16 protein-coding genes are annotated in these 18650 nt (G+C 66.8%); 5 read left to right on the top strand and 11 right to left on the bottom strand.

Annotated elements, in window-relative coordinates; genetic code table 11:
- Nucleotides 1-294: 294 nt before the first annotated feature.
- From aepX to AB4Y35_RS41380, 3 genes are read left to right on the top strand one after another with little or no spacing between them, the layout of a single operon-like run.
- Nucleotides 295-1986, top strand: a complete 1692-nt coding sequence (gene aepX, locus AB4Y35_RS41390) for a phosphoenolpyruvate mutase (protein ID WP_368708769.1) — start codon at nt 295-297, stop codon at nt 1984-1986.
- Complete coding sequence (gene aepY / locus AB4Y35_RS41385) at nt 1983-3182, top strand: phosphonopyruvate decarboxylase (RefSeq protein WP_368708768.1); 1200 nt, start codon at nt 1983-1985, stop codon at nt 3180-3182. Before aepX ends, aepY begins: the two co-directional genes overlap by 4 nt.
- Before the next feature lie 10 nt (nt 3183-3192).
- On the top strand, nt 3193-4260 hold the full coding sequence (locus tag AB4Y35_RS41380; RefSeq protein ID WP_368708767.1) for a 2-aminoethylphosphonate aminotransferase: 1068 nt from the start codon (nt 3193-3195) through the stop codon (nt 4258-4260).
- A gap of 63 nt (nt 4261-4323) precedes the next feature.
- Here the strand turns inward: AB4Y35_RS41380 and AB4Y35_RS41375 are convergent, their stop codons facing one another.
- From AB4Y35_RS41375 to AB4Y35_RS41360, 4 genes are read right to left on the bottom strand one after another with little or no spacing between them, the layout of a single operon-like run.
- The gene (locus AB4Y35_RS41375; protein ID WP_368708766.1) at nt 4324-5781 is read right to left on the bottom strand and encodes a YfcC family protein; all 1458 of its coding nucleotides are present in this window, start codon (nt 5779-5781) and stop codon (nt 4324-4326) included.
- A gap of 23 nt (nt 5782-5804) precedes the next feature.
- Nucleotides 5805-6575, bottom strand: a complete 771-nt coding sequence (locus AB4Y35_RS41370; protein WP_368708765.1) for an IclR family transcriptional regulator — start codon at nt 6573-6575, stop codon at nt 5805-5807.
- An 8-nt stretch (nt 6576-6583) separates the two neighbouring features.
- The gene (locus tag AB4Y35_RS41365; RefSeq protein WP_368708764.1) at nt 6584-7471 is read right to left on the bottom strand and encodes an N-formylglutamate amidohydrolase; all 888 of its coding nucleotides are present in this window, start codon (nt 7469-7471) and stop codon (nt 6584-6586) included.
- 26 nt (nt 7472-7497) lie between these two features.
- Nucleotides 7498-7932: a hypothetical protein gene (locus tag AB4Y35_RS41360; RefSeq protein WP_368708763.1), complete on the bottom strand. Its 435-nt coding sequence runs from the start codon at nt 7930-7932 to the stop codon at nt 7498-7500.
- Between AB4Y35_RS41360 and AB4Y35_RS41355 the strand changes: the two genes are divergently transcribed.
- Nucleotides 7917-9017 carry a porin gene (locus AB4Y35_RS41355; RefSeq protein ID WP_368708762.1) on the top strand — a complete coding sequence of 367 codons (1101 nt, stop codon included), beginning with the start codon at nt 7917-7919 and terminating at the stop codon, nt 9015-9017. The two genes, AB4Y35_RS41360 and AB4Y35_RS41355, sit on opposite strands and share 16 nt — an antisense overlap.
- Nucleotides 9018-9034: 17 nt before the next feature.
- Here the strand turns inward: AB4Y35_RS41355 and AB4Y35_RS41350 are convergent, their stop codons facing one another.
- The 5 genes from AB4Y35_RS41350 to AB4Y35_RS41330 all read right to left on the bottom strand — a co-directional run bounded on the left by AB4Y35_RS41350 (nt 9035) and on the right by AB4Y35_RS41330 (nt 15527).
- Entirely contained in the window at nt 9035-10264 is a 1230-nt protein-coding gene (locus AB4Y35_RS41350) for a PepSY-associated TM helix domain-containing protein (RefSeq protein ID WP_368708761.1), read from the bottom strand.
- A gap of 541 nt (nt 10265-10805) precedes the next feature.
- Entirely contained in the window at nt 10806-11393 is a 588-nt protein-coding gene (locus tag AB4Y35_RS41345) for a nucleotidyltransferase family protein (RefSeq protein WP_342918912.1), read from the bottom strand.
- Between the two features lie 156 nt (nt 11394-11549).
- The gene (locus AB4Y35_RS41340; RefSeq protein WP_368708760.1) at nt 11550-13781 is read right to left on the bottom strand and encodes a xanthine dehydrogenase family protein molybdopterin-binding subunit; all 2232 of its coding nucleotides are present in this window, start codon (nt 13779-13781) and stop codon (nt 11550-11552) included.
- Nucleotides 13778-14794, bottom strand: coding sequence for a xanthine dehydrogenase family protein subunit M (locus tag AB4Y35_RS41335; protein WP_368708759.1), 1017 nt, complete (start codon nt 14792-14794; stop codon nt 13778-13780). Before AB4Y35_RS41335 ends, AB4Y35_RS41340 begins: the two co-directional genes overlap by 4 nt.
- 16 nt (nt 14795-14810) lie before the next feature.
- Nucleotides 14811-15527 (bottom strand): (2Fe-2S)-binding protein, encoded by a 717-nt coding sequence (locus AB4Y35_RS41330; protein WP_368708758.1) that lies wholly within the window; start codon nt 15525-15527, stop codon nt 14811-14813.
- 20 nt (nt 15528-15547) lie between these two features.
- Here AB4Y35_RS41330 and AB4Y35_RS41325 point away from each other — a divergent pair, with 20 nt between their 5' ends.
- Nucleotides 15548-15748: a hypothetical protein gene (locus AB4Y35_RS41325; protein WP_368688456.1), complete on the top strand. Its 201-nt coding sequence runs from the start codon at nt 15548-15550 to the stop codon at nt 15746-15748.
- A 133-nt stretch (nt 15749-15881) separates the two neighbouring features.
- On the opposite strand, the gene AB4Y35_RS41320 is transcribed toward AB4Y35_RS41325, so the two are convergent.
- Nucleotides 15882-17534, bottom strand: a complete 1653-nt coding sequence (locus AB4Y35_RS41320; RefSeq protein ID WP_368708757.1) for an FAD-dependent oxidoreductase — start codon at nt 17532-17534, stop codon at nt 15882-15884.
- A gap of 161 nt (nt 17535-17695) precedes the next feature.
- Nucleotides 17696-18631: a LysR family transcriptional regulator gene (locus tag AB4Y35_RS41315; RefSeq protein ID WP_368708756.1), complete on the bottom strand. Its 936-nt coding sequence runs from the start codon at nt 18629-18631 to the stop codon at nt 17696-17698.
- Nucleotides 18632-18650: the final 19 nt, after the last annotated feature.

The raw sequence follows: 18650 nt of genomic DNA, 5'->3' as shown, positions 1-18650 counted from the left end.
AGCTTTTTCTTCATACAAAACAAAATCCTTGATCTGGCGCATATGACGCGCTGCTGAAACGCCCGCGAACGCGCCGGCAAAAGCCACAAATTTCACAGTAACTCCATGATTTGCCACTCTTTGCAGGGATCGACTGCGGATAGGAATCATTTCCGATATAGTCGCGACTTTGCCCCCGGCCGGCCCGACTTCGAGGCCTGCGATGACGCCGGGATGAAGGACCTTTCCCAACGATGCGACGCACACGGCGCAGCCCCCGCTGCCGCCCGAATGACGTCCACTGGAGCAACAAGAATGAACGCACGCGAACCCGCCCTGGTCCCCGCCGCTCTTGCCACATCGCGCAGCGCGCGGCTGCGCCAGATGCTGACCAGCAACGAACTCGAATTCCTGATGGAAGCGCACAACGGCCTTTCCGCACGCATTGCGCGCGAGGCGGGCTTCAAGGCGATCTGGGGCTCGGGCCTCTCGATCTCCGCGCAGTTCGGCGTGCGCGACAACAACGAGGCGAGCTGGACCCAGGTGGTCGACAACCTCGAGTTCATGGCCGACGCGAGCGACCTGCCCATCCTGCTCGACGGCGACACCGGCTACGGCAACTTCAACAACGTGCGCCGTCTCGTGCGCAAGCTGGAGCAGCGCGGCATTGCGGGCGTGTGCATCGAAGACAAGGTGTTCCCGAAGACCAACAGTTTCATCGGCGGCGAAGCGCAACCGCTTGCCGACATCGACGAGTTCTGCGGCAAGATCAAGGCCGGCAAGGACTCGCAGACCGACGAGCACTTCTCGATCGTCGCGCGCGTCGAGGCGCTGATCGCGGGCTGGGGCATGGACGAAGCGCTCAAGCGCGCCGAGGCGTATCGCCAGGCCGGCGCGGACGCGATCCTCATCCACAGCAAGCTTTCGAAAGCTGACGAGATCCTCACGTTCGCGCGCGAGTGGGCGGGCCGCGGCCCGCTCGTGATCGTGCCGACCAAGTACTACAGCACGCCGACCGAGGTGTTCCGCAAGGCGGGCATCAGCACGGTGATCTGGGCGAACCACCAGATCCGCGCGGCCGTTTCGGCCATGCAGGCCGTCACCAGGACGATTTACGAAACGCAAACGCTCGTCGACGTCGAAGACCGTATTGCTACGGTTAACGAAATTTTCCGTTTGCAGGACGCCGACGAATACTCGGAAGCCGAAGACCGCTATCTTTCCGCCACGTCGCGCGGCGCAGGCGCGGCGATCGTGCTGGCCGCGAGCCGCGGCTCGGGCCTCGACGCCTACACGGAAGACAAGCCCAAGGTCATGCTGCCGGTGGCGGGCAAGCCGCTCCTGCGCTGGCTCGTCGATGCGTTCAAGAAGCAGTCGGTCAACGACATCACCGTGGTGGGCGGCTACAAGGCCGAAGCCATCGACACGGCGGGCATCAAGCTCGTGCGCAACGAGCGTTTCGCGCAGACGAACGAACTCGCTTCGCTCGCGTGCGCGGTCGGCGCGCTCGACAACGACACGGTGATCTCGTACGGCGACCTGGTGTTCCGCAGCTACATCCTGCGCGATCTCGTGGAAAGCGAAGCGGACTTCAGCGTGGTGGTGGATTCGTCGCCCGAGCCGGAGAACAGCAGCACGCGCGACTTCGCATGGTGCTCGGCCGCCGACGAGCGCGATCTGTTCGGCAGCAAGGTGTTGCTCGAGCGTGTGGCGAGCGACCCGGCCGCGAACGGCACGGCCCCGCACGGCCGCTGGATCGGCCTCGTGAACGTGCGAGGCGCGGGCCGCGCGAAGCTTGCGAAGAAGCTCGCGCAACTGCAGACGCGCGCCGACTTCGACACGCTCGACATGCCGGCTCTGCTCAATGCGCTGATCGCAGACGGCGAGAAAATCGAAGTGCAATACGTGCACGGCCACTGGCGCGGCGTGAACGACCTCGAAGACTTCCGCCGCGCGGGAGACTTTGCCCACGCACAAACGCCGCTGGGCGCGGAGGGCCAGGCATGATCGAAGCCGCACAGTTCGTCGAAGCGGCGCGCTCGCGCGGCTTCGAGTGGTACGCCGGCGTGCCGTGCTCGTACCTCACGCCGTTCATCAACTACGTGCTGCAGGACGACTCGCTGCACTACGTGAGCGCGGCCAACGAAGGCGACGCGGTCGCGGTCATCGCGGGCGTGGCGCTCGCGGGCAAGCGCGGCATCACGATGATGCAGAACTCGGGCCTCGGCAACGCCGTGAGCCCGCTCACGTCGCTGACGTGGACGTTCCGCCTGCCGCAACTGCTGATCGTGACGTGGCGCGGCCAGCCGGGCGTGCCCGACGAGCCGCAGCACGCACTGATGGGCCCGGTCACGCCGCAGATGCTGGAAACGATGGAGATTCCGTGGGAGACGTTCCCCACGGAAGCCGACCAGATCGCGGCGGCGCTCGATCGCGCCATCAGGCACATGGACGAAACGGGCCGCCCGTACGCGCTCGTCATGCAGAAGGGCAGCGTCGCGCCGTACGAACTCGAGGGCGGCGGCGCGATGCCGGCAAAGCATGCACTTCCGGTCGCGCAGGCCAAGTGGACCGGACGGTCGCCTGAGCAGCTGCCCACGCGCCAGCAGGCGCTCGAGCGCGTGATCGCCGCGACGCCCGCCGAGTCGACGGTGGTCGTCGCGTCGACGGGTTTCTGCGGCCGCGAACTCTACGCGCTCGACGACCGCTCGAACCAGCTCTACATGGTGGGTTCGATGGGCTGCGTCACGCCGTTCGCGCTCGGCCTCGCGCTCGCGCGGCCCGACCTGAACGTGGTCGCGCTCGACGGCGACGGCGCGGCGCTCATGCGCATGGGCGTGTTTGCCACGCTCGGCGCCTACGGCCCCGCGAACCTCATGCACGTGCTGCTCGACAACGGCGCACACGATTCGACGGGTGGCCAGGCGACCGTGTCGGGGCAGGTGTCGTTCGCCAACGTGGCCGCCGCGTGCGGTTACGCCGACGCCGCGGAAGGCGACGATCTCGCCGTGCTCGACAGCGTGCTCGCCGCCGCGCGCGAACGCGCGAAGGGCGCCTCGGGTGTCGCAGGCACGCGCTTCGTACGCCTGACGATTCGCCGCGGCACCCCCGACGGCCTGCCGCGCCCCACGATTACGCCGCCCGATGTCAAGACGCGCCTCATGCGCCACATCGGCGCCGCTGCCGACACGTCCGCCAAATAAGGAACTACCGATGCTGCTGCTCAATCCCGGCCCGGTCACGCTCACCGAACGCGTGCGCCAGAGCCTCCTCCAGGAAGACCTGTGCCATCGCGAAAGCGAGTTCTTCGACGTACAGGAAGAGGCGCGCACGCGTCTCGTGGGCGTCTACGATCTCGACCCCGCGCAATGGCAGGCCGTGCTCATGACGGGCTCCGGCACGGCTGCGGTCGAAAGCATGATCTCGACGCTCGTGCCCGCGAACGGCAAGTTGCTGATCGTCGAGAACGGCGTGTATGGCGAGCGCATCACCGCGATCGCGAAGCAGTACGGCATCGCGCATGAGGTCGTGAAGCACGACTGGATGCAGGCGCCGGACCTCACGCGCATCACGGCTGCGCTCGACGCCGACAAGGCGGTCACGCACGTCGCGATCATTCATCATGAAACGACCACGGGCCGCCTGAACGATCTGCGCGCGCTCGGCGAAGCGTGCCGCGCGCGCGGCGTGCAGATGCTCGTGGACGGGGTGAGCAGCTTCGGTTCCGAAGCGATCGATTTCGGCGACGCGAGCATCGCGGCGGTGGCGGCGACGGCGAACAAGTGCCTGCACGGCGTGCCCGGCGCGGCATTCGTGGTGGTGCGCCGCGCCGCGCTCGCGCAAGCGCATAGCCGCACTTACTATCTCGACCTCAAGCGTCTTGCCACGCTGCAGGATCAGCGCAATACGCCGTTCACGCCTTCCGTGCACGCGTATTACGCACTCGTCGAGGCGCTGCGTGAACTCGCCGACGAAGGCGGCTGGCAGGCGCGTCACGCGCGCTATGCGGCGCTTTCCGGGCAGGTGCGCGCAGGGCTCGCCGCGCGCGGCATGGAAAGCGTGCTGCCGAAGGACGAATCGTCAGTGGTGCTGCGCGCGTTCCGCTTGCCCGCGGGCGTCGATTATCCCGCGCTACATGACGCGCTCAAGGCGCGCGGCTTCGTGATCTATGCGGGGCAGGGCGGCTTGTCGGCGGAACTGTTCCGCATTTCGACGATGGGCGACATTCACGCCGCCGATGTCGAGCGCTTGCTGGCGGCGTTCGATGAAGTGACGCGTTAAGGGCGTAATTCGCAAACGACTAACGGGCGGCCTCGGCCGCCCGTTTGCTTTTGCGGCTGCGCTTCAATATCCCGTGAGCACCGCAAACGCGAGGGTCGCCGAAGACAGCACGAGCAGTACGAGAAAGAGCGGCAGGATGAAGCGTATCCACTCGCCAAAGCCCACACGCGCCGTGGCGAGATACGCGAGCAGCATGCCGGAGGTGGGCGTGACCATGTTCGTGAGGCCGCCGCCCAGCACGAATGCGAGCACCGAGGTCTGGCCGCTCACGCCGGAAAGCTGTGCGATAGGCCCGATGATCGGCATGCTCACGGCGGCCTTGCCCGACACCGAAGGAATGAACACGTCGAGCAGCATCTGCACGGCCATGAGTCCGTTGGCGACCCACACGCTCGAGCGGCCGTGCGCGAGGCGCGTGAAGTAGTCGATCAGCGTGTCGAGCACGAAACTGTTCTGGAGGATCAACTCGACGGATGCCGCAAGCCCGATCAGGAGACCCGCGAGCACCATGCCCTTCATGCCGTCGACGAAGGCCTCGGACGCGCTGCGCGAATCGAGCCGCCCCACGAGCGCGGTCACGATGCTGATCGCCACGTAGAACGCGGCAAGCTCGACGTTCCCCCACTTCAGTTCGCGTGTGCCGAACACGAGTGCGGCGGCCGCAAAGGCGAGGATGACGAGCGTCGCCTTGTGGCGGCGCGAGAGTGGCGTGGGCGCGTGGAGCGCCTCGACGGCGGCCTCGCGCCGATAGCCGCTGCGACGCACATAGAGCAACAGATACGCGACGCCGATCGTCAGAAACACCACGAACACGCCAAGCCGCAGCGCCAGCCCGCTGAAGAGCGGCACGCCGACGATGGGCTGTGCCACCGCGAGCGAAAGCGGATTCGTGACCGACGCGATATAGCCAATCTTCGCGGCAATCGCGACGAGCGCCACCGCGGACAGGTTCGAGAGCCCGAGCCGTTTCGCGAGCAGCATCACCATCGGAATGATGACCAGGTACTCCGAAATAAATCCGAGCATCGTGCTGCCAAGCCCGATCAGGATCATGAGCAGCGGCGCGAGCACGTAGACGTTACCGGCGGTGAGCTGGAGCAGGCGGTCGATGCCGGCGTCCACCACGCCTGTGCGTTTCATGACGCCGAACATGCCGCCGACGAACATCACCATGACGATGAGCGGCGCGTTCTTGATGAGCCCGTTCGGGATGGCGACGAACACCGAGACGAGGCTCGCGGGCGCAGCATGGTCCGGCGTGCTCTTCGTCACTGCCGGGGCGACGAGCGTGGCGAGATCGCCGCTTTTCGGCACCACGTGGTAGGTGCCCGGAATCACGAGTTTGTCGTGGCGCTCGAAGCGGCCTGCGTCGACGAACCAGGTCATCGCCAATGCGGCGGCGAGCACCCAGAGCATCATGACGACAGGGTGCAGCATCTTGCCGTGTGGCCGGGTTTCCTGTTTTGCGCCTTCTGCGGGCGGCGTGTCTTCACGCGGGGAGGAGGGCGGAGCAACGATCATGATCAGGAATCCTCCATGCGTGCTCAGGCGGAAAGCGCCGCGGCGCGTGCACCCGTATAGCCGAGTTCGGCGGAGATCGCATCGGCGCAGGCCTGCAGGCGTTCGAGATAGTCGGGAATCTCGGCGCGGCCGATGCGCATTTCCGGCCCCGAAATGGCGACGGCGGCCACCGTCGCGCCCGACATATCGCGCACCGGCGCGGAGATCGCCACCGCGCCGGCCGTCACTTCGCCGAGACTCACGGCGTAGCCCTTGCGCGCGATCGCATCGAGTTCCTCGACGAGCGCGATCAGGTCGGGCGCCTCGGGCAGCTTCTTCATGCGCGCGAGATAGTCGGTGCGTACGGCACCGGGTGCGAACGCGAGCAGCACCTTGCCCGAAGCGCCGTGATTGATCGACCGGCGGTTGCCCACCGCGCCCACGGCGCGCACCTGGTGCGTGGTCTCGCAGCGCGCGACGCAAACCGTCTCGAGGCCCTCGCGCACGCGCAGCACGATCGTCTCGTTGATCGCCTGGTTGAGCGCGAGCATATGGCGCGAGGCCGAGCGTACGAGCGTGTTCTGCTGCGTGGCCGCCACGCCCAACACGAAGGCTTGCGGACCGAGCGCGTAGGTGGAGGTTTGTGCGTCCTGCACGACGTAGCGGTGCAGCTCCAGCGTGCAGAGCATGCGATAGGTGCGCGATTTGTTGATGCCCAGCTGCGTGGAAAGCTCCGTTACGCCAAGGCCCGGATGCTCGGCCACATAGCTGAGCAGTTTGAGCGCGTTGTCGACGGCATCGACGATATAGGTCATGGCTAAGCTCACTTTGCGTTGAGTCGCGCGCGCACCCAGTCGGCGAGGGCGTCGGCGAAGGCGTCGAGGTCGCGCTTGAGCGTGTCGAATCCCGCATGCTTCGAAAACGCGGCCTCATCCATGTAGAGCGCGCGGTTCAGTTCGATCTGAATGCTGTGGCGGTTGCGCGCCGGATCGCTCACGGCGCGCAGCAGGTCGCCGCCCTGGTACGGCTCGTTGATCTGCACGCGATAGCCGGCGGCCGCAAAGTGGTCGGCGACCCATTGCGTGAAGGCCGGATCCGACGTCGTGCCGCGCCGGTCGCTGATGACGAAATCGGGGCGCGCCTCGCCCGAGTCGACGTTCATTTCGTTGCCGCGCGATTTCATGGAGTGACAGTCCACATGCCAAAGCGCGCCGTGCTGTGCGTAGGCCGCCTCGGCCGCCTGCGCGAGCGCGGCGCGGTAGGGGCGGTAATACGCGTCGATGCGGTGCCGGACTTCATCGACAGAAAGCTTGCGATCGTAGAGCGCCATGCCGGGCAGCGCGTAGCGGCGAATCAGGCCCATGCCGCGCCGCGTGTACGGCTCGGGCGCGAGCCGCTCGGGCCAGGGTTCGGCGAGCAGTTCGGCGTCGATGTCGGTCATGGCGCGGTTCGGGTCGATATAGGCGCGCGGAAAGCGAGCACCGATCAGCACGCCGCCGCGCGCCGGAATGCCGGCCCACAGTTCGTCGACGAACGCGTCCCACGAGCTGAGGATCGCCTCGCGCGGCACGACGGTGCCGAAGTCGTCGGGCAGCGTGATGCCGCTATGCGGGGAGTCGAACACGATCGGCAGCGGCTCGGCCTGTGCCGCAACGGTGAAGCAGGGCGCGTGTTCGTCTGCGTGGGAGGAAAGTGGGCTGGTGTTCGTCATCGCTAGTCAGTTACTTGCCGCATGTTTTAATGAATAAAACAGCGTTTTAATTTCAAGAGATAGCGTAGCGCGCGGTAAAAATTGGGCCGATTGGGGTTTCCCCTGGAATGGCTCGGTAAAAATAGCGAATTGAACCGGCTGTAAAGGATTACAGCGATTTTGGCGGACGCCGCGACGCCCCACTTCGTGTCGCGGGTTTTTGACAGCTTCTTGACGGGACGGAAAGCCGACCCGAATAATAAATAATACGCTGTTTTAAACAATAAAACAAGCGGGTGATGAGGCAAGCCATCGCCAACGGGGAGCGCAACCGGGTAGCCGTTGCTCCGCGCCGCGCAGCGATGCCATTTCATCAGGATTGCAAAAGATAGATCGCACCTCCCGGCGCGCATCTGGAGATCAACACCAATACACGGCACATCGAATGCCAGAAGGAGAAAAACGCATGGTTCAAGCATCACGGCGCACCCTCGCACTCGTCATCGGCGGTCTCGGTCTCGCGGCCTCGCACGCCAACGCGCAGTCGAGCGTCACGCTGTACGGCATCGCCGACGGCGGCTTCACCTACACGAGCAACCAGGGCGGCAAGTCGAACTTCCAGGCGACGGCCGGCAGCGAGCAGGGCTCGCGCTGGGGCCTGCTCGGCAGCGAGGATCTGGGCGGCGGCAATCGCGCGATCTTCCGCCTCGAGAACGGCTTCAACCTGCAGACCGGCACCGCAAGCGCGAACGGCCGCATCTTCGGCCGCCAGGCGTGGGTGGGGCTCGCAAGCGACCGCTGGGGCTCGCTCACGTTCGGCCGCCAGTACAACGCGGCGCAGGACTCGCTCGAACCGCTGCAAATGGCCGTGGAGACGTCGCAGTACGGTACGCACCCATTCGACACCGACGACCTGAACAACACGTTCCGCACCGACAACTCCGTCAAGTACGTCACGCCCAAATTCCACGGCCTGACGATCAACTCGATGTACGGCTTCAGCAACAACGCAGGCAACTTCGGGACGAACCGTTCATGGAGCGTGGGCGCGAGCTATGCGGGCGGGCCGCTGCAGTTCGGCGCAGCGTATGTGCAGCTCGATCATCCGGCCACGGACACGACCGGCGCGATTCCTTCGGACAACTACTTCACGTTCCTGAAGGGCATTACGCAGCAGCGCATCTGGGGCGCGGGTGGTGTGTACACGTTCGGCAATCTCGGCGTGGGCGCGATGTACACGAACGTCGCGTTCGAGCTGACGCCGCAAAGCCAGTACCAGCACTATCAGAACGCGGAAGTCAGCCTGCGCTATGCGATCACGCCGTCCATTCATGCCGCCATCGGCGAGACCTGGACGGGCGTGAATGCGAACGGCCAGAAGGATAGCTGGCATTACTGGCAAACGACCAGCGCGCTGCAGTACTTCCTCTCGAAGCGCACCGACGTCTATCTCGACCTCATCTATCAGCGCGCGACGAATGCCGTGGCGCAGATCGAAGGGACGTCGGGCGCATCGAGCAACAGTAATCAGTTCCTCGCGGTGACGGGCATCCGCCACAAGTTCTGATCGACTGGCCCAGGCGGTCAGTTCGCGGCGCGCTCGCGCGTGCCGATCGTGCTGGCCGCCTTCGCCTGCTTCGCGGGCTTGCGCCGCGCACGGGCTTTCTTGAGCCAGATGAGCACGCCGGTCACGCTGAGCATCGCGACGACAACGCCGGTAAAGCTGATGGCGATGCGTCCCGGCAGCCCGGCGATGCGACCCGAATGCAACGGGAATTGCGCCTGCAAGAAGATGTCGCCTGCGCTGCCGCGGCCCGGAATCTGTCTGCCGAGCACCTGGCCCGTGCGCGCGTTCATGATGAGCCAGGCATTGCCGAGGCCCGCGTCGCCGTGATCGTTGCCCGCCTCGAAGTAGCCCACGCCATACACGCCGGAGGTGGGCAGCCCGAAGAGTCCGCCCGGCGGCGCCGCAATGCCTTCGCGGCGGCCCATCCCGGCGGCTTCGGCCACGATGCGTTCGCGCGCGGCCGTTGCCTCGGCGGGCGTGAGCGCAGGGCCCGGCGCGACGATGCGGAACGGGTCCGGCGCGAGCGTCGAGAACACCGACACCACGGGGCGCACGACCTGCGTGCCGAGGTTCATCGAAATCGACGTGACGGCCACCACGATCAGGAGTCCCCAGAGCCACACGCCGCCCGAGCGGTGCAGGTCGAACGTGAGCGCATAACCGCCGCGCTTCACGCGAAAGGCGAGCGACTTGCGCCAGCTTTTCAGGTTAGGGAAGGCGAGCACGATCGCGATGAAGCCGTCGAGCAGCCATACCATCCCGACCACGCCCATCGTCCAGACGCCGAAGTCGATGCCCATCTTCGTCGGCATGAACAGCGTGTAGTGGAGCTGATAGAGGAAGGGGATCAGGTTCTGGCGCGCAAGCGAAGCCTTGCCCCACATGCGGCGGCCTTGCTCCTCGCCCGTGACGGGGTCGAGCGCGACCTGGTTGAAGTCGAGCGCATAAGGCGCCTGGCTCGCGGGGTTCAGGCGCGGCGCCACCTGCGCGATCCAGGTATGGCCGGGCTCGACGGAAAGCGGCATGAAGGTCACGACCGCGTGCGGTTCTGCGGCCTCGAGACGCTTCGCGAGTTCGAGCGCGGGCAGCGGCGTGCCCGGCGTTGCGCTACGGAAGAACGACGGGTTGAGCAGCGCGTCGAGTTCGTGGTCCCACGCGATCACCGCGCCGGTGAGTCCGGCGAGGAACAGGAAGGCTGCGGTGCCAAGACCGAACCAGCGGTGCAGGCGGACCAGCAGCGGTCTCATGCAAAACCTCGGCTCGCCGGCCGGCGCGCGGGGGCGAACGCGATCACGATTGGGCTCACGGCAATCTTGAAAAATACTGCAAATAGGAATCGTTTGCATTCTACGGATCGACCGTCGAAGGCGCAAGCCTTGCGAAAGGCGAGGATTTGGGGGCGGAAGTAGCGCGGAGCGCGCAGAAGGGGACGCGGCGCATGCGAGACGTCGTCGCGAGCGCCGCTACGGCCATGAGACGCGATGCCCGGCCGTGGCGACCGGGCGTGCGATCACACTGGGTCCTTGTCCGGCGGCCCCTCGGGCTGCTGCGGTTCGTCCTTGTGATGGCCCGGTGCCGGTGGGGTGAGCGGGTCGCGTTCGGGGTCCCGGGTCGGATCGGCGAGTGGATCGGGAAGCGGATTCGTGTGCGAGCAGATCATCGCGAGGTCCTCTTGCGCTAAAGCGTGCGGACGTGTGGTGCGCGTCACCCTATAGCGTAGGCGATCGATTGCATGCCTGGCACTCGCAATTGAACAATCGCCGCGGGCGAGTCGCGCGTGCGCGCGAATCAGAGCCCGTTGAGGTCGGCCGGCGTGTCGACGTCGCGCAGAATGCCGGGGTCGTCGACTTCGACACGTGTAAGCGGGTGGGTGCTCAGCAGGGCGCGGGCGCCCGCGTCGCCGTCGAGCGCGACGAGCGCTGCGCGATGCGCGTAGCCGAAGCCCACCGGATGTCCGCGCTGCCCGCGATAAAACGGCGCGACGAGCGATGCGCCGCCATCCAGTGTGCGCGCCACGGCTTCGATCGATTCGACGGCGATGCAGGGCATGTCGGCCAGCGCGACGATCCAGCTTTCCGCTTCATGATCGGTTTCCACGCCGGCAGCGAGGCTCGCGCCCATGCCGCGCGCGGCGTCGGGGGCGAACACCACGTCGCAGCCGGCGTCGTTGAGCACATGCGCGAGTGTTTCCGCCCCGGGACGTACAACGGCGATGACTTTGGGTACGACGCGCAGCAGCCGTTGCGCGGATTCGCGCGCGACGCACGTGCCTTCAGGGAGGGGAGCGAGGAGCTTGTTGCGCAGTCCGTTGGGATCGAAGCGCGAACCGGTGCCGGCGGCGAGCAACACGCCGGTGGCGAACGAAGCATAGGCCATGGGTGTGGTACGCCCGCGAAGAGGGGGAGCAGTGATTGTGCGGCGCAAGCGCGCGTGAGGCAAGCCCCGCGCGCGGCATGTGCCTTGCTTCGTCTTGCATTTGGCGACCGCTCTCATGCACTGTGCCGGTGCAGAGCCTGCATGGCAGGCCCTCGGTCACACGAGCGAATTCATCTGCGGAACAACCTTGTCGAGCGTGATCGGCAAATCGCGCACGCGCACGCCCGTGGCGTGATACACGGCATTCGCAATGGCCGCCGGCACGCCGGTAATACCGATCTCGCCGATGCCGCGCACGCCGAGCGGGTTGAAGCGCAGATCGGGTTCGCCGACGAACAGCACATCCAGCTCGCCGATGTCCGCATTCACGGGCACGTGGTATTCCGCGAGATTGCTGTTCGCAATGCGGCCCATGCGCGTGTCGAAGAGGCCCTCTTCGTGCAGGGCCGTGCCCACGCCCCATACCATGCCGCCCATCAACTGGCTGCGCGCGGTCTTTTCGTTGAGCACGCGTCCCACGTCGTACGCGCCGACGATGTGCGCCACGCGTGTCGTGCCGGTATCGGCATCGACGTGCACTTCGGCGAACACGGCGCCAAATGAGTGAAACGCATACTGCTGCTTCTCCGCGCCTGGCTTCGTCGCGACCTGCGCCTCGAGCGGCTGGCCGCCCGCGCGGGCAATGACGGCCGCGGCGGGATCGCGTCGCGAACTGTCGCTGCGGCTCACGACCCAGCCGTCCTGCACGGTCACGTCGTCCGCGGCGAGTCCGTAGACAGGCGAGCCGCGGTCGGCGCGCGCGAGCGCGACGAGCTTGTCGCGCACGGCTGCGCACGCGGCCTGCACGGCGGGCGAGACACTCGCCGCCGACTGCGAGCCGCCCGAAACCGGTGCGACCGGCAAGGTCGAATCGCCCAGCGCAAAGTGGATGCGGTTGGGCGGGAAGCCGAGCGCGTCGGCGGCCACCTGGGTCATCACCGTGTAGGTGCCGGTGCCGATGTCCTGGGTGCCCGACGCGACCATCGCGTTGCCGTCGGGCAGGATGCGCGCCACGGCGCCGGCTTCGCTGCGGTTCGCGGGGTAGGTCGCGCTCGCCATGCCGAGGCCGATGAGCGTGTTGCCGTTGCGCATGGCGCGCGGCGTGGCGATGCGCCGCGACCAGTTGAAGCGTTGCGCGCCCGCCTCGTAACACTGGCGCAGCGCTTTCGACGACCACGGCTTGCCGTCCTGCGGCTCGCTTTCCGCGTAGTTCTTCAGGCGTAGCGCAACCGGGTCCATTTTCAGTTGCCACGCCAGTTCGTCCATGGCCGATTCGAGCGCGAACGAGCCCGTGGTTTCGCCGGGCGCGCGCATGAAGGTCGGTGTGCCGACATTCAGGGGTACGACACGATGGCTCGTGCTGCAATTGGGGACCGCGTACATCATGCGCGTGACGAGGCCGCACATCTCGAGCCAGTCTTCGAACGTGGACGTGTGGGCCAACGTGTCGTGGCGCAGGCCCGTGAGCGTGCCGTCCGCGCGCGCGGCGAGCGAGAGATGCTGCTCCGTGTGCGGGCGCGAGCCGACCGGCCCGAACATTTGCGGCCGCGCGAGCGCGAGCCGCACGGGGCGGCCCGTCTGCTTCGCGGCCATCGCGCACAGGCTCACGTGCGACCACGACGACCCCTTGCAGCCGAAGCCGCCGCCGAGGAACGGCGAGATCACACGCACGTTGTCCGGCGCGATGCCGAACACGGCCGCCACCGCGTTGCGCGCGCCGCTCACGCCTTGGGTGGCGTCGTAGAGCGTGAGGTCCGGCCCGTCCCAGTGCGCCATAGTCGCATGCGGCTCCATCGGGTTGTGGAACTGCGTGGGCGTGGTGTAGACGGCCTCGAAGCGCACCGCGCCTTCGTGCAACCCGGCTTCGACGTTGCCGCGCGTCGATTCGACCGGGCGGCCCATCATGCTTGGCGGCGCGTGCGCGTCGCCTTTCGCGCGGTTGAAGTCGAGCGTGGCCTGCGTCGGCGCGTAGACGATGTTGATGTGACTCGCGGCGTCCGTGGCGTGTTCGAACGTGTCGGCCACCACGACCGCAACCGGCTCGTTGCTGTAGCGCACGACGTTGTCCTGCAGCAGCGTGAGGTGCCGTCCCGCCGGTGGCTTGAGCGGCGAGCGCCCGCCGTTGGGCAGGCGCATCGCAGTCTGGTACGTCATGACGAGCAGCACGCCGGGCATGGACTGCGCGCGGCTCGTGTCGATCGACGTGATCGTGCCGCTCGCAATCGTGCTGGTGACGAGCACGGCATGCGCGAGCCGCGTTTCGGGGAAATCGCTTGCGTAGAGAGCGCCGCCCGTGACCTTGAGCATGCCGTCGATGCGGTCCATCGGTTGTCCGGTCAGCGTGCTCATGCGAAATCTCCGGTGTTGTTGCCTTGCGTGCCGGCGGCGGCGAGCATCGTCGAGCGGACGATCGCCCGTTGCGCGAGTCCGAGCTTGAAGGCATTGCCGCTCAGCGGCTTTGCCTGCGCGAGTTCCGCCGCGGCGGCCTCGCGCAGCGTCGACGCGTTGAGCGTCTTTCCCGCGAGATGCTGCTCCGCCACGCTCGCGCGCCAGGGCCGATGCGCGACGCCGCCCAGCGCGATGCGCGCCGTGCGGATGCGGTGGCCGTCGAGTTGCAGCGCGCTCGCGACCGAGACGAGCGCGAAGGCATAGCTCGCGCGGTCGCGGATCTTGAGGTAGTGCGCGTGCTCACTGAACAACGGTGGCGGCAGGTCGACCGAGGTAATCAGTTCACCTGACTGAAGCGTCGTGTCGAGATCGGGCCGGTCGCCGGGCAGGCGATGAAATGAAGCGAACGGGATGGTGCGTGCGCCGCCCGGTCCGCTCACCTGCACGGTGGCGTCGAGCGCCGCGAGCGCAACGCTCATATCGGACGGATTGACGGCCACGCATTGCGCGCTCGCGCCGAGGATCGCATGCATGCGGTTGAATCCGCCGATCGCCGCACAGCCGCTGCCGGGCGCGCGCTTGTTGCATTGGGTGAACGCGGTGTCGTAGAAGTACGGACAGCGCGTGCGTTGCATGAGATTGCCGCCCACGGTGGCCATGTTGCGCAGTTGCGGCGAGGCGCCGGCGAGCAGCGCCTGCGAGAGCAGCGGGTAGCGCGTGCGCACGAGCGTGTGATTGGCCGCGTCGCTGTTGCGCACGAGCGCGCCGATGCGCAGGCCGCCGTTGGGCAGCGTTTGAACCTGATCGAGCGCTTCGATGCGCGTGATGTCGATGAGCGTGACCGGATGCGCGACGCCGCCCTTCATGAGATCGAGCAGATTCGTGCCGCCGCCGATGAACACGGCACCGGGACGCTGCGCCGCGGCAATCGCGCCGTTCACGTCGGCGGCGCGCTGGTACGAGATGGCATCCATTTGTGTGCCTCCGTGCTCAGGCGCCGGCCGTGTGCGCGTCGCGCACGGCGGCCACGATGTTGACATAGGCGCCGCAGCGGCAGATGTTGCCGCTCATGCGTTCGCGGATTTCGGCATCGCTCAGTTGCGCGGGGCGTGTGCGCACGTCGGGCGTGACGGCGCTCGCTGCGCCTGCCGCGAATTCGTTCAGGCATGCCGTGGCCGAACACAACTGGCCCGGTGTGCAGAAGCCGCACTGGAAGGCGTCGTGCTCGATAAAGGCACGCTGTACGGGACTCAACGTGGCCACGCCCGCGAGCCCTTCGACCGTGGTGATGCGCTGGCCTTCGTGCATCACCGCGAGCGTGAGGCAACTGTTGATGCGCCGTCCCTCGACGAGCACCGTGCAGGCGCCGCACTGGCCGCGATCGCAGCCCTTCTTCGTGCCCGTGAGGCCCGCATAGTCGCGCAGCGCATCGAGCAGCGTGACGCGCGGTTCGATATGCAGCGCGTATGCGCGGCCGTTGATGTCGAGCCTGACCGGTTGCGCGGGCGCGGGCGGCGGCGCTTCGGTGGGGGCGGTGGCGGCCGGCGCATTCTGTGCATGCAGATGAGGCGTCGCGCCCAACGCGGCAGCGGCGGCCGCCGATTGCAGGAAGCGGCGGCGGGTGACGTCGGCGGGCGCGCGGGAGGGGGAAGCTTGGGAGGCGTCGTCGCAATCGCACGGCGCATCGAGGGGACGTTCGTTGGACATGGCGATCTGCGGACTCCAGGATGAAGACGGAACGTAATCCGGGACTTCAGGCGCTGGCCGCGCGGGGTTGCGCAGGGCTTCGTCGCGCAGCGGCGCGCCTCTTTCGTGAAGCAATTCCGGTGCCGCGGTTGCTCGGCCGGGCATCGCAGAACTGCAAATTGCACTTCTCGAACACGAAAGTAAAGCGCTTACATGTGAATTTTTCGCTGCATATTGCTTGATGGCGCAACGCTGTCGCATGGCTGACGCGAGTCCGGCGCGAAGCTGACGCCGTGGACAGAAACGCAATGCAGCGCGAGGGAAAAGCGTATTGAAAGATGGTTGTGCGACGAGTCGTTCCGCGCAACGCGTACGCTATGAGCGGTCTTCCTGAAGGTAACGATGCACGAAGGCGATCGCCATGCTGCCTTCGCCGACGGCCGAGGCGACACGCTTGACCGGGCTCAGCCGCACATCGCCGCAGGCAAAGATGCCGGGTACGCTCGATTCGAGCAGGTAGGGATCGCGCCGGTGCGACCAGCGCCCGGCTTTCACGGCATCGTCGCCGGTCAGCACGTAGCCGCGCTTGTCGCAGGCGATCTCCGGCGGGAGCCAGCCGGTCTCCGCGTCCGCGCCGATGAACACGAACAAGCCGCCGCATTCGCGCCGGCTCACGCTTGCGCTGGCCGTATTGAGCACGTCGATGGCGTCGAGGTGCGTCTCTCCATACACGCCGACGACTTCCGAGTTCAGTTCGACGCGGACGTTCTCCTTTCCCACCAACTGCTCGACGAGATAGCGCGACATCTTGTTCTCGAGCGACTCGCCGCGCACGATGAGCGTCACGGCGCGCGCATGATTGGCGAAGTACAGCGCGGCCTGTCCCGAAGAATTGCCGCCGCCGATCAGATACACGTCGAGCCCGTGCGTGCCGCTCGCTTCGCTGCGCGCCGCACCGTAATAGATGCCTTTGCCGATGAAGCGGTCGAAGCCTTCGATCGCCAGCCGCCGCCAGGTGACGCCCGTCGCGAGAATGAGCGTGTGCGCGCGCACCACGTCGCCGCCGTCGAGGTGGACTTCGCGCGCGGCGGTATCGACGCGTGCAACCGCGCGCGTGACGAGGATCTCGGCGCCGAGGCGCCTTGCCTGCTGCAGCGCGCGGCTCGCCAGTTCGTCGCCGGATATGCCGCCAGGAAAGCCCAGATAATTTTCGATGCGCGAAGAGGTGCCGGCCTGGCCACCCGGTGCTTCACGCTCGACCACGATGGTACGGAGTCCTTCCGACGCGCCATAGACCGCCGCAGCAAGACCCGCCGGGCCGCCGCCGATGATCAGCGTGTCGTATTCCGCGAGACGCGGCTGGGTTTGCAGCCCCAGGCGCTCCGCCAGATCGCGCGTCGCCGGGCGGCTCAGCAGGGTGCCATCGGCGAGGCGCAAGGTGGGGCAGTGCTGTTCTTCGGGGCAGGGGCCGTTCCAGCGTGTCTTGAGTTCGGGCGCGTCGGGCGTCAACCACTCGCAGCTGATCTGGTTGCGCGCGAGGAACTGGCGCAGGTTCGCGCAAGCCGGGTCCCAGCGCGCGCCAACGAGCGTGACGCGTGTTTTCGGCGGCTCGGCAGAAAGGCCCTGCAAGCCGCCTATGCGTTCGCGGGCGAGCGCGCCCATGCGCGTGGCGACGTCCGGGGAAGCGGCAGCGAGCGCGTAGTAGTGCTGCGCGTCCACGCGCATGACGCGCGAGGGAAGGGCTGCGCGATACGCACCGGGAAAGGGCGAACTGAGCGCGAGCGGCACCTCGCCGAAGATCGTGCCGGGCAAGCGCCATCCCAGCGTGCGCTCGATGCCGTCGAACAGCTTGACGACCTCCATCTTGCCGGACAGCACGGCATAGAGCGCGCGCTCGCCGCCTTCGTGCACGGCGTACTCACCGGGACTCAGGTGCAGGTCGGCGGAGGTGTGGGCGAGACGTTCGAGTTCGGCTTCGGGGAGCGTGGAGAAAAGCGGAATCGCGCGGATTTCTTCTGTGGTCAGCATGGCTTCGCAACGTAGCGGGAACGCAGGAAACGACGACGGGACAACGGCGCGGGAACGTGCTTTCGTGTTGCGGCGTGGCCGCCTTTTTGACGTCTCATGCAGTATAGGCGGTACGCATGCAGACATCCGCCTTATTAATCGACTGACGAATTGCGCGCGAGTCAATCGAGAGGATCGCTAACCATGCCACCGGTGCCCAGCGCAGCCACGGCCTCGCGCAGCCACACGAGCGCCGGATCGGCGTGATTGCGCGGATGCCATGCCGCATGCATCGAAAAGCCGCGTGCCCCGAACGGCAGCTCGAACAGGTCCACGCGGTCCTGGTAGCGTGCGACGAGCCGGTAGGGCAGCGTCGCCACGTAGTCCGTGCGCGTGAGCACCTCGGGCACGAGCGTGAAGTGCTGCACCGAGTGCGCCACGCGGCGGCGGCGGCCGAGCGCTTCGAGATGTTCGTCCATGAAGCCGAAGAAGCTCGCGCCGCTGGTCGAAACGAGCACGTGCTCGAGCGCGCAATAGCTGTCCAGATCGAACGGGGCCGCCCCGCGCGGATGCCCTTTGCGCTGCGCCACGACGAAGCGTTCGTCGTAGAGCTTTCTGGCCTTGAGCGTTGGCGGCACCTGCTGCGCGGAGCCGAGCAGCAAATCGATTTCGCCGCGCTCGAAGCGCTCCGCGAGCGAACCGGATTCGATCGCGATGAACGCCAGTTGCAGCCCGGGCCCCGCCAGACGCGGCCACGCGATCATCAGCGGCAGGCCGAGCACGGCCACGCACTGGTCGCTCGCGGCGACCACGAAGCGCCGCTTACCCGTGAGCGGATCGAATGCCGGCTCGCGGCGCACCACCGTTTCGAGCGTCTTGAGCGCCGCATGCAGCGGCGCCATCAGCTCGAGCGCGCGCGCCGTGGGCGTCATGCCGCGGCCATTGGCGGCGGGGATGAGCAGCGGGTCGTCGAAGAGCTGGCGCAGCCGCGCGAGTTGCGCCGACACGGCCGGCTGCGTGAGATTCAGGCGCGCGGCGGCCCGCGTCACGTTCGACTCGGCGAGCAGGGCGTCGAGCGACACGAGCAGGTTCAGGTCGATGCCAGAGAGATCAATCACGATGATAGGTGCAATGTCG

Origin of the sequence: Paraburkholderia sp. EG286A (assembly GCF_040965375.1) — a bacterium.
GTDB lineage: Bacteria > Pseudomonadota > Gammaproteobacteria > Burkholderiales > Burkholderiaceae > Paraburkholderia.
Note: the sequence above shows the minus strand (reverse complement) of the source record. Positions and strands in the feature narration are given on the sequence as shown.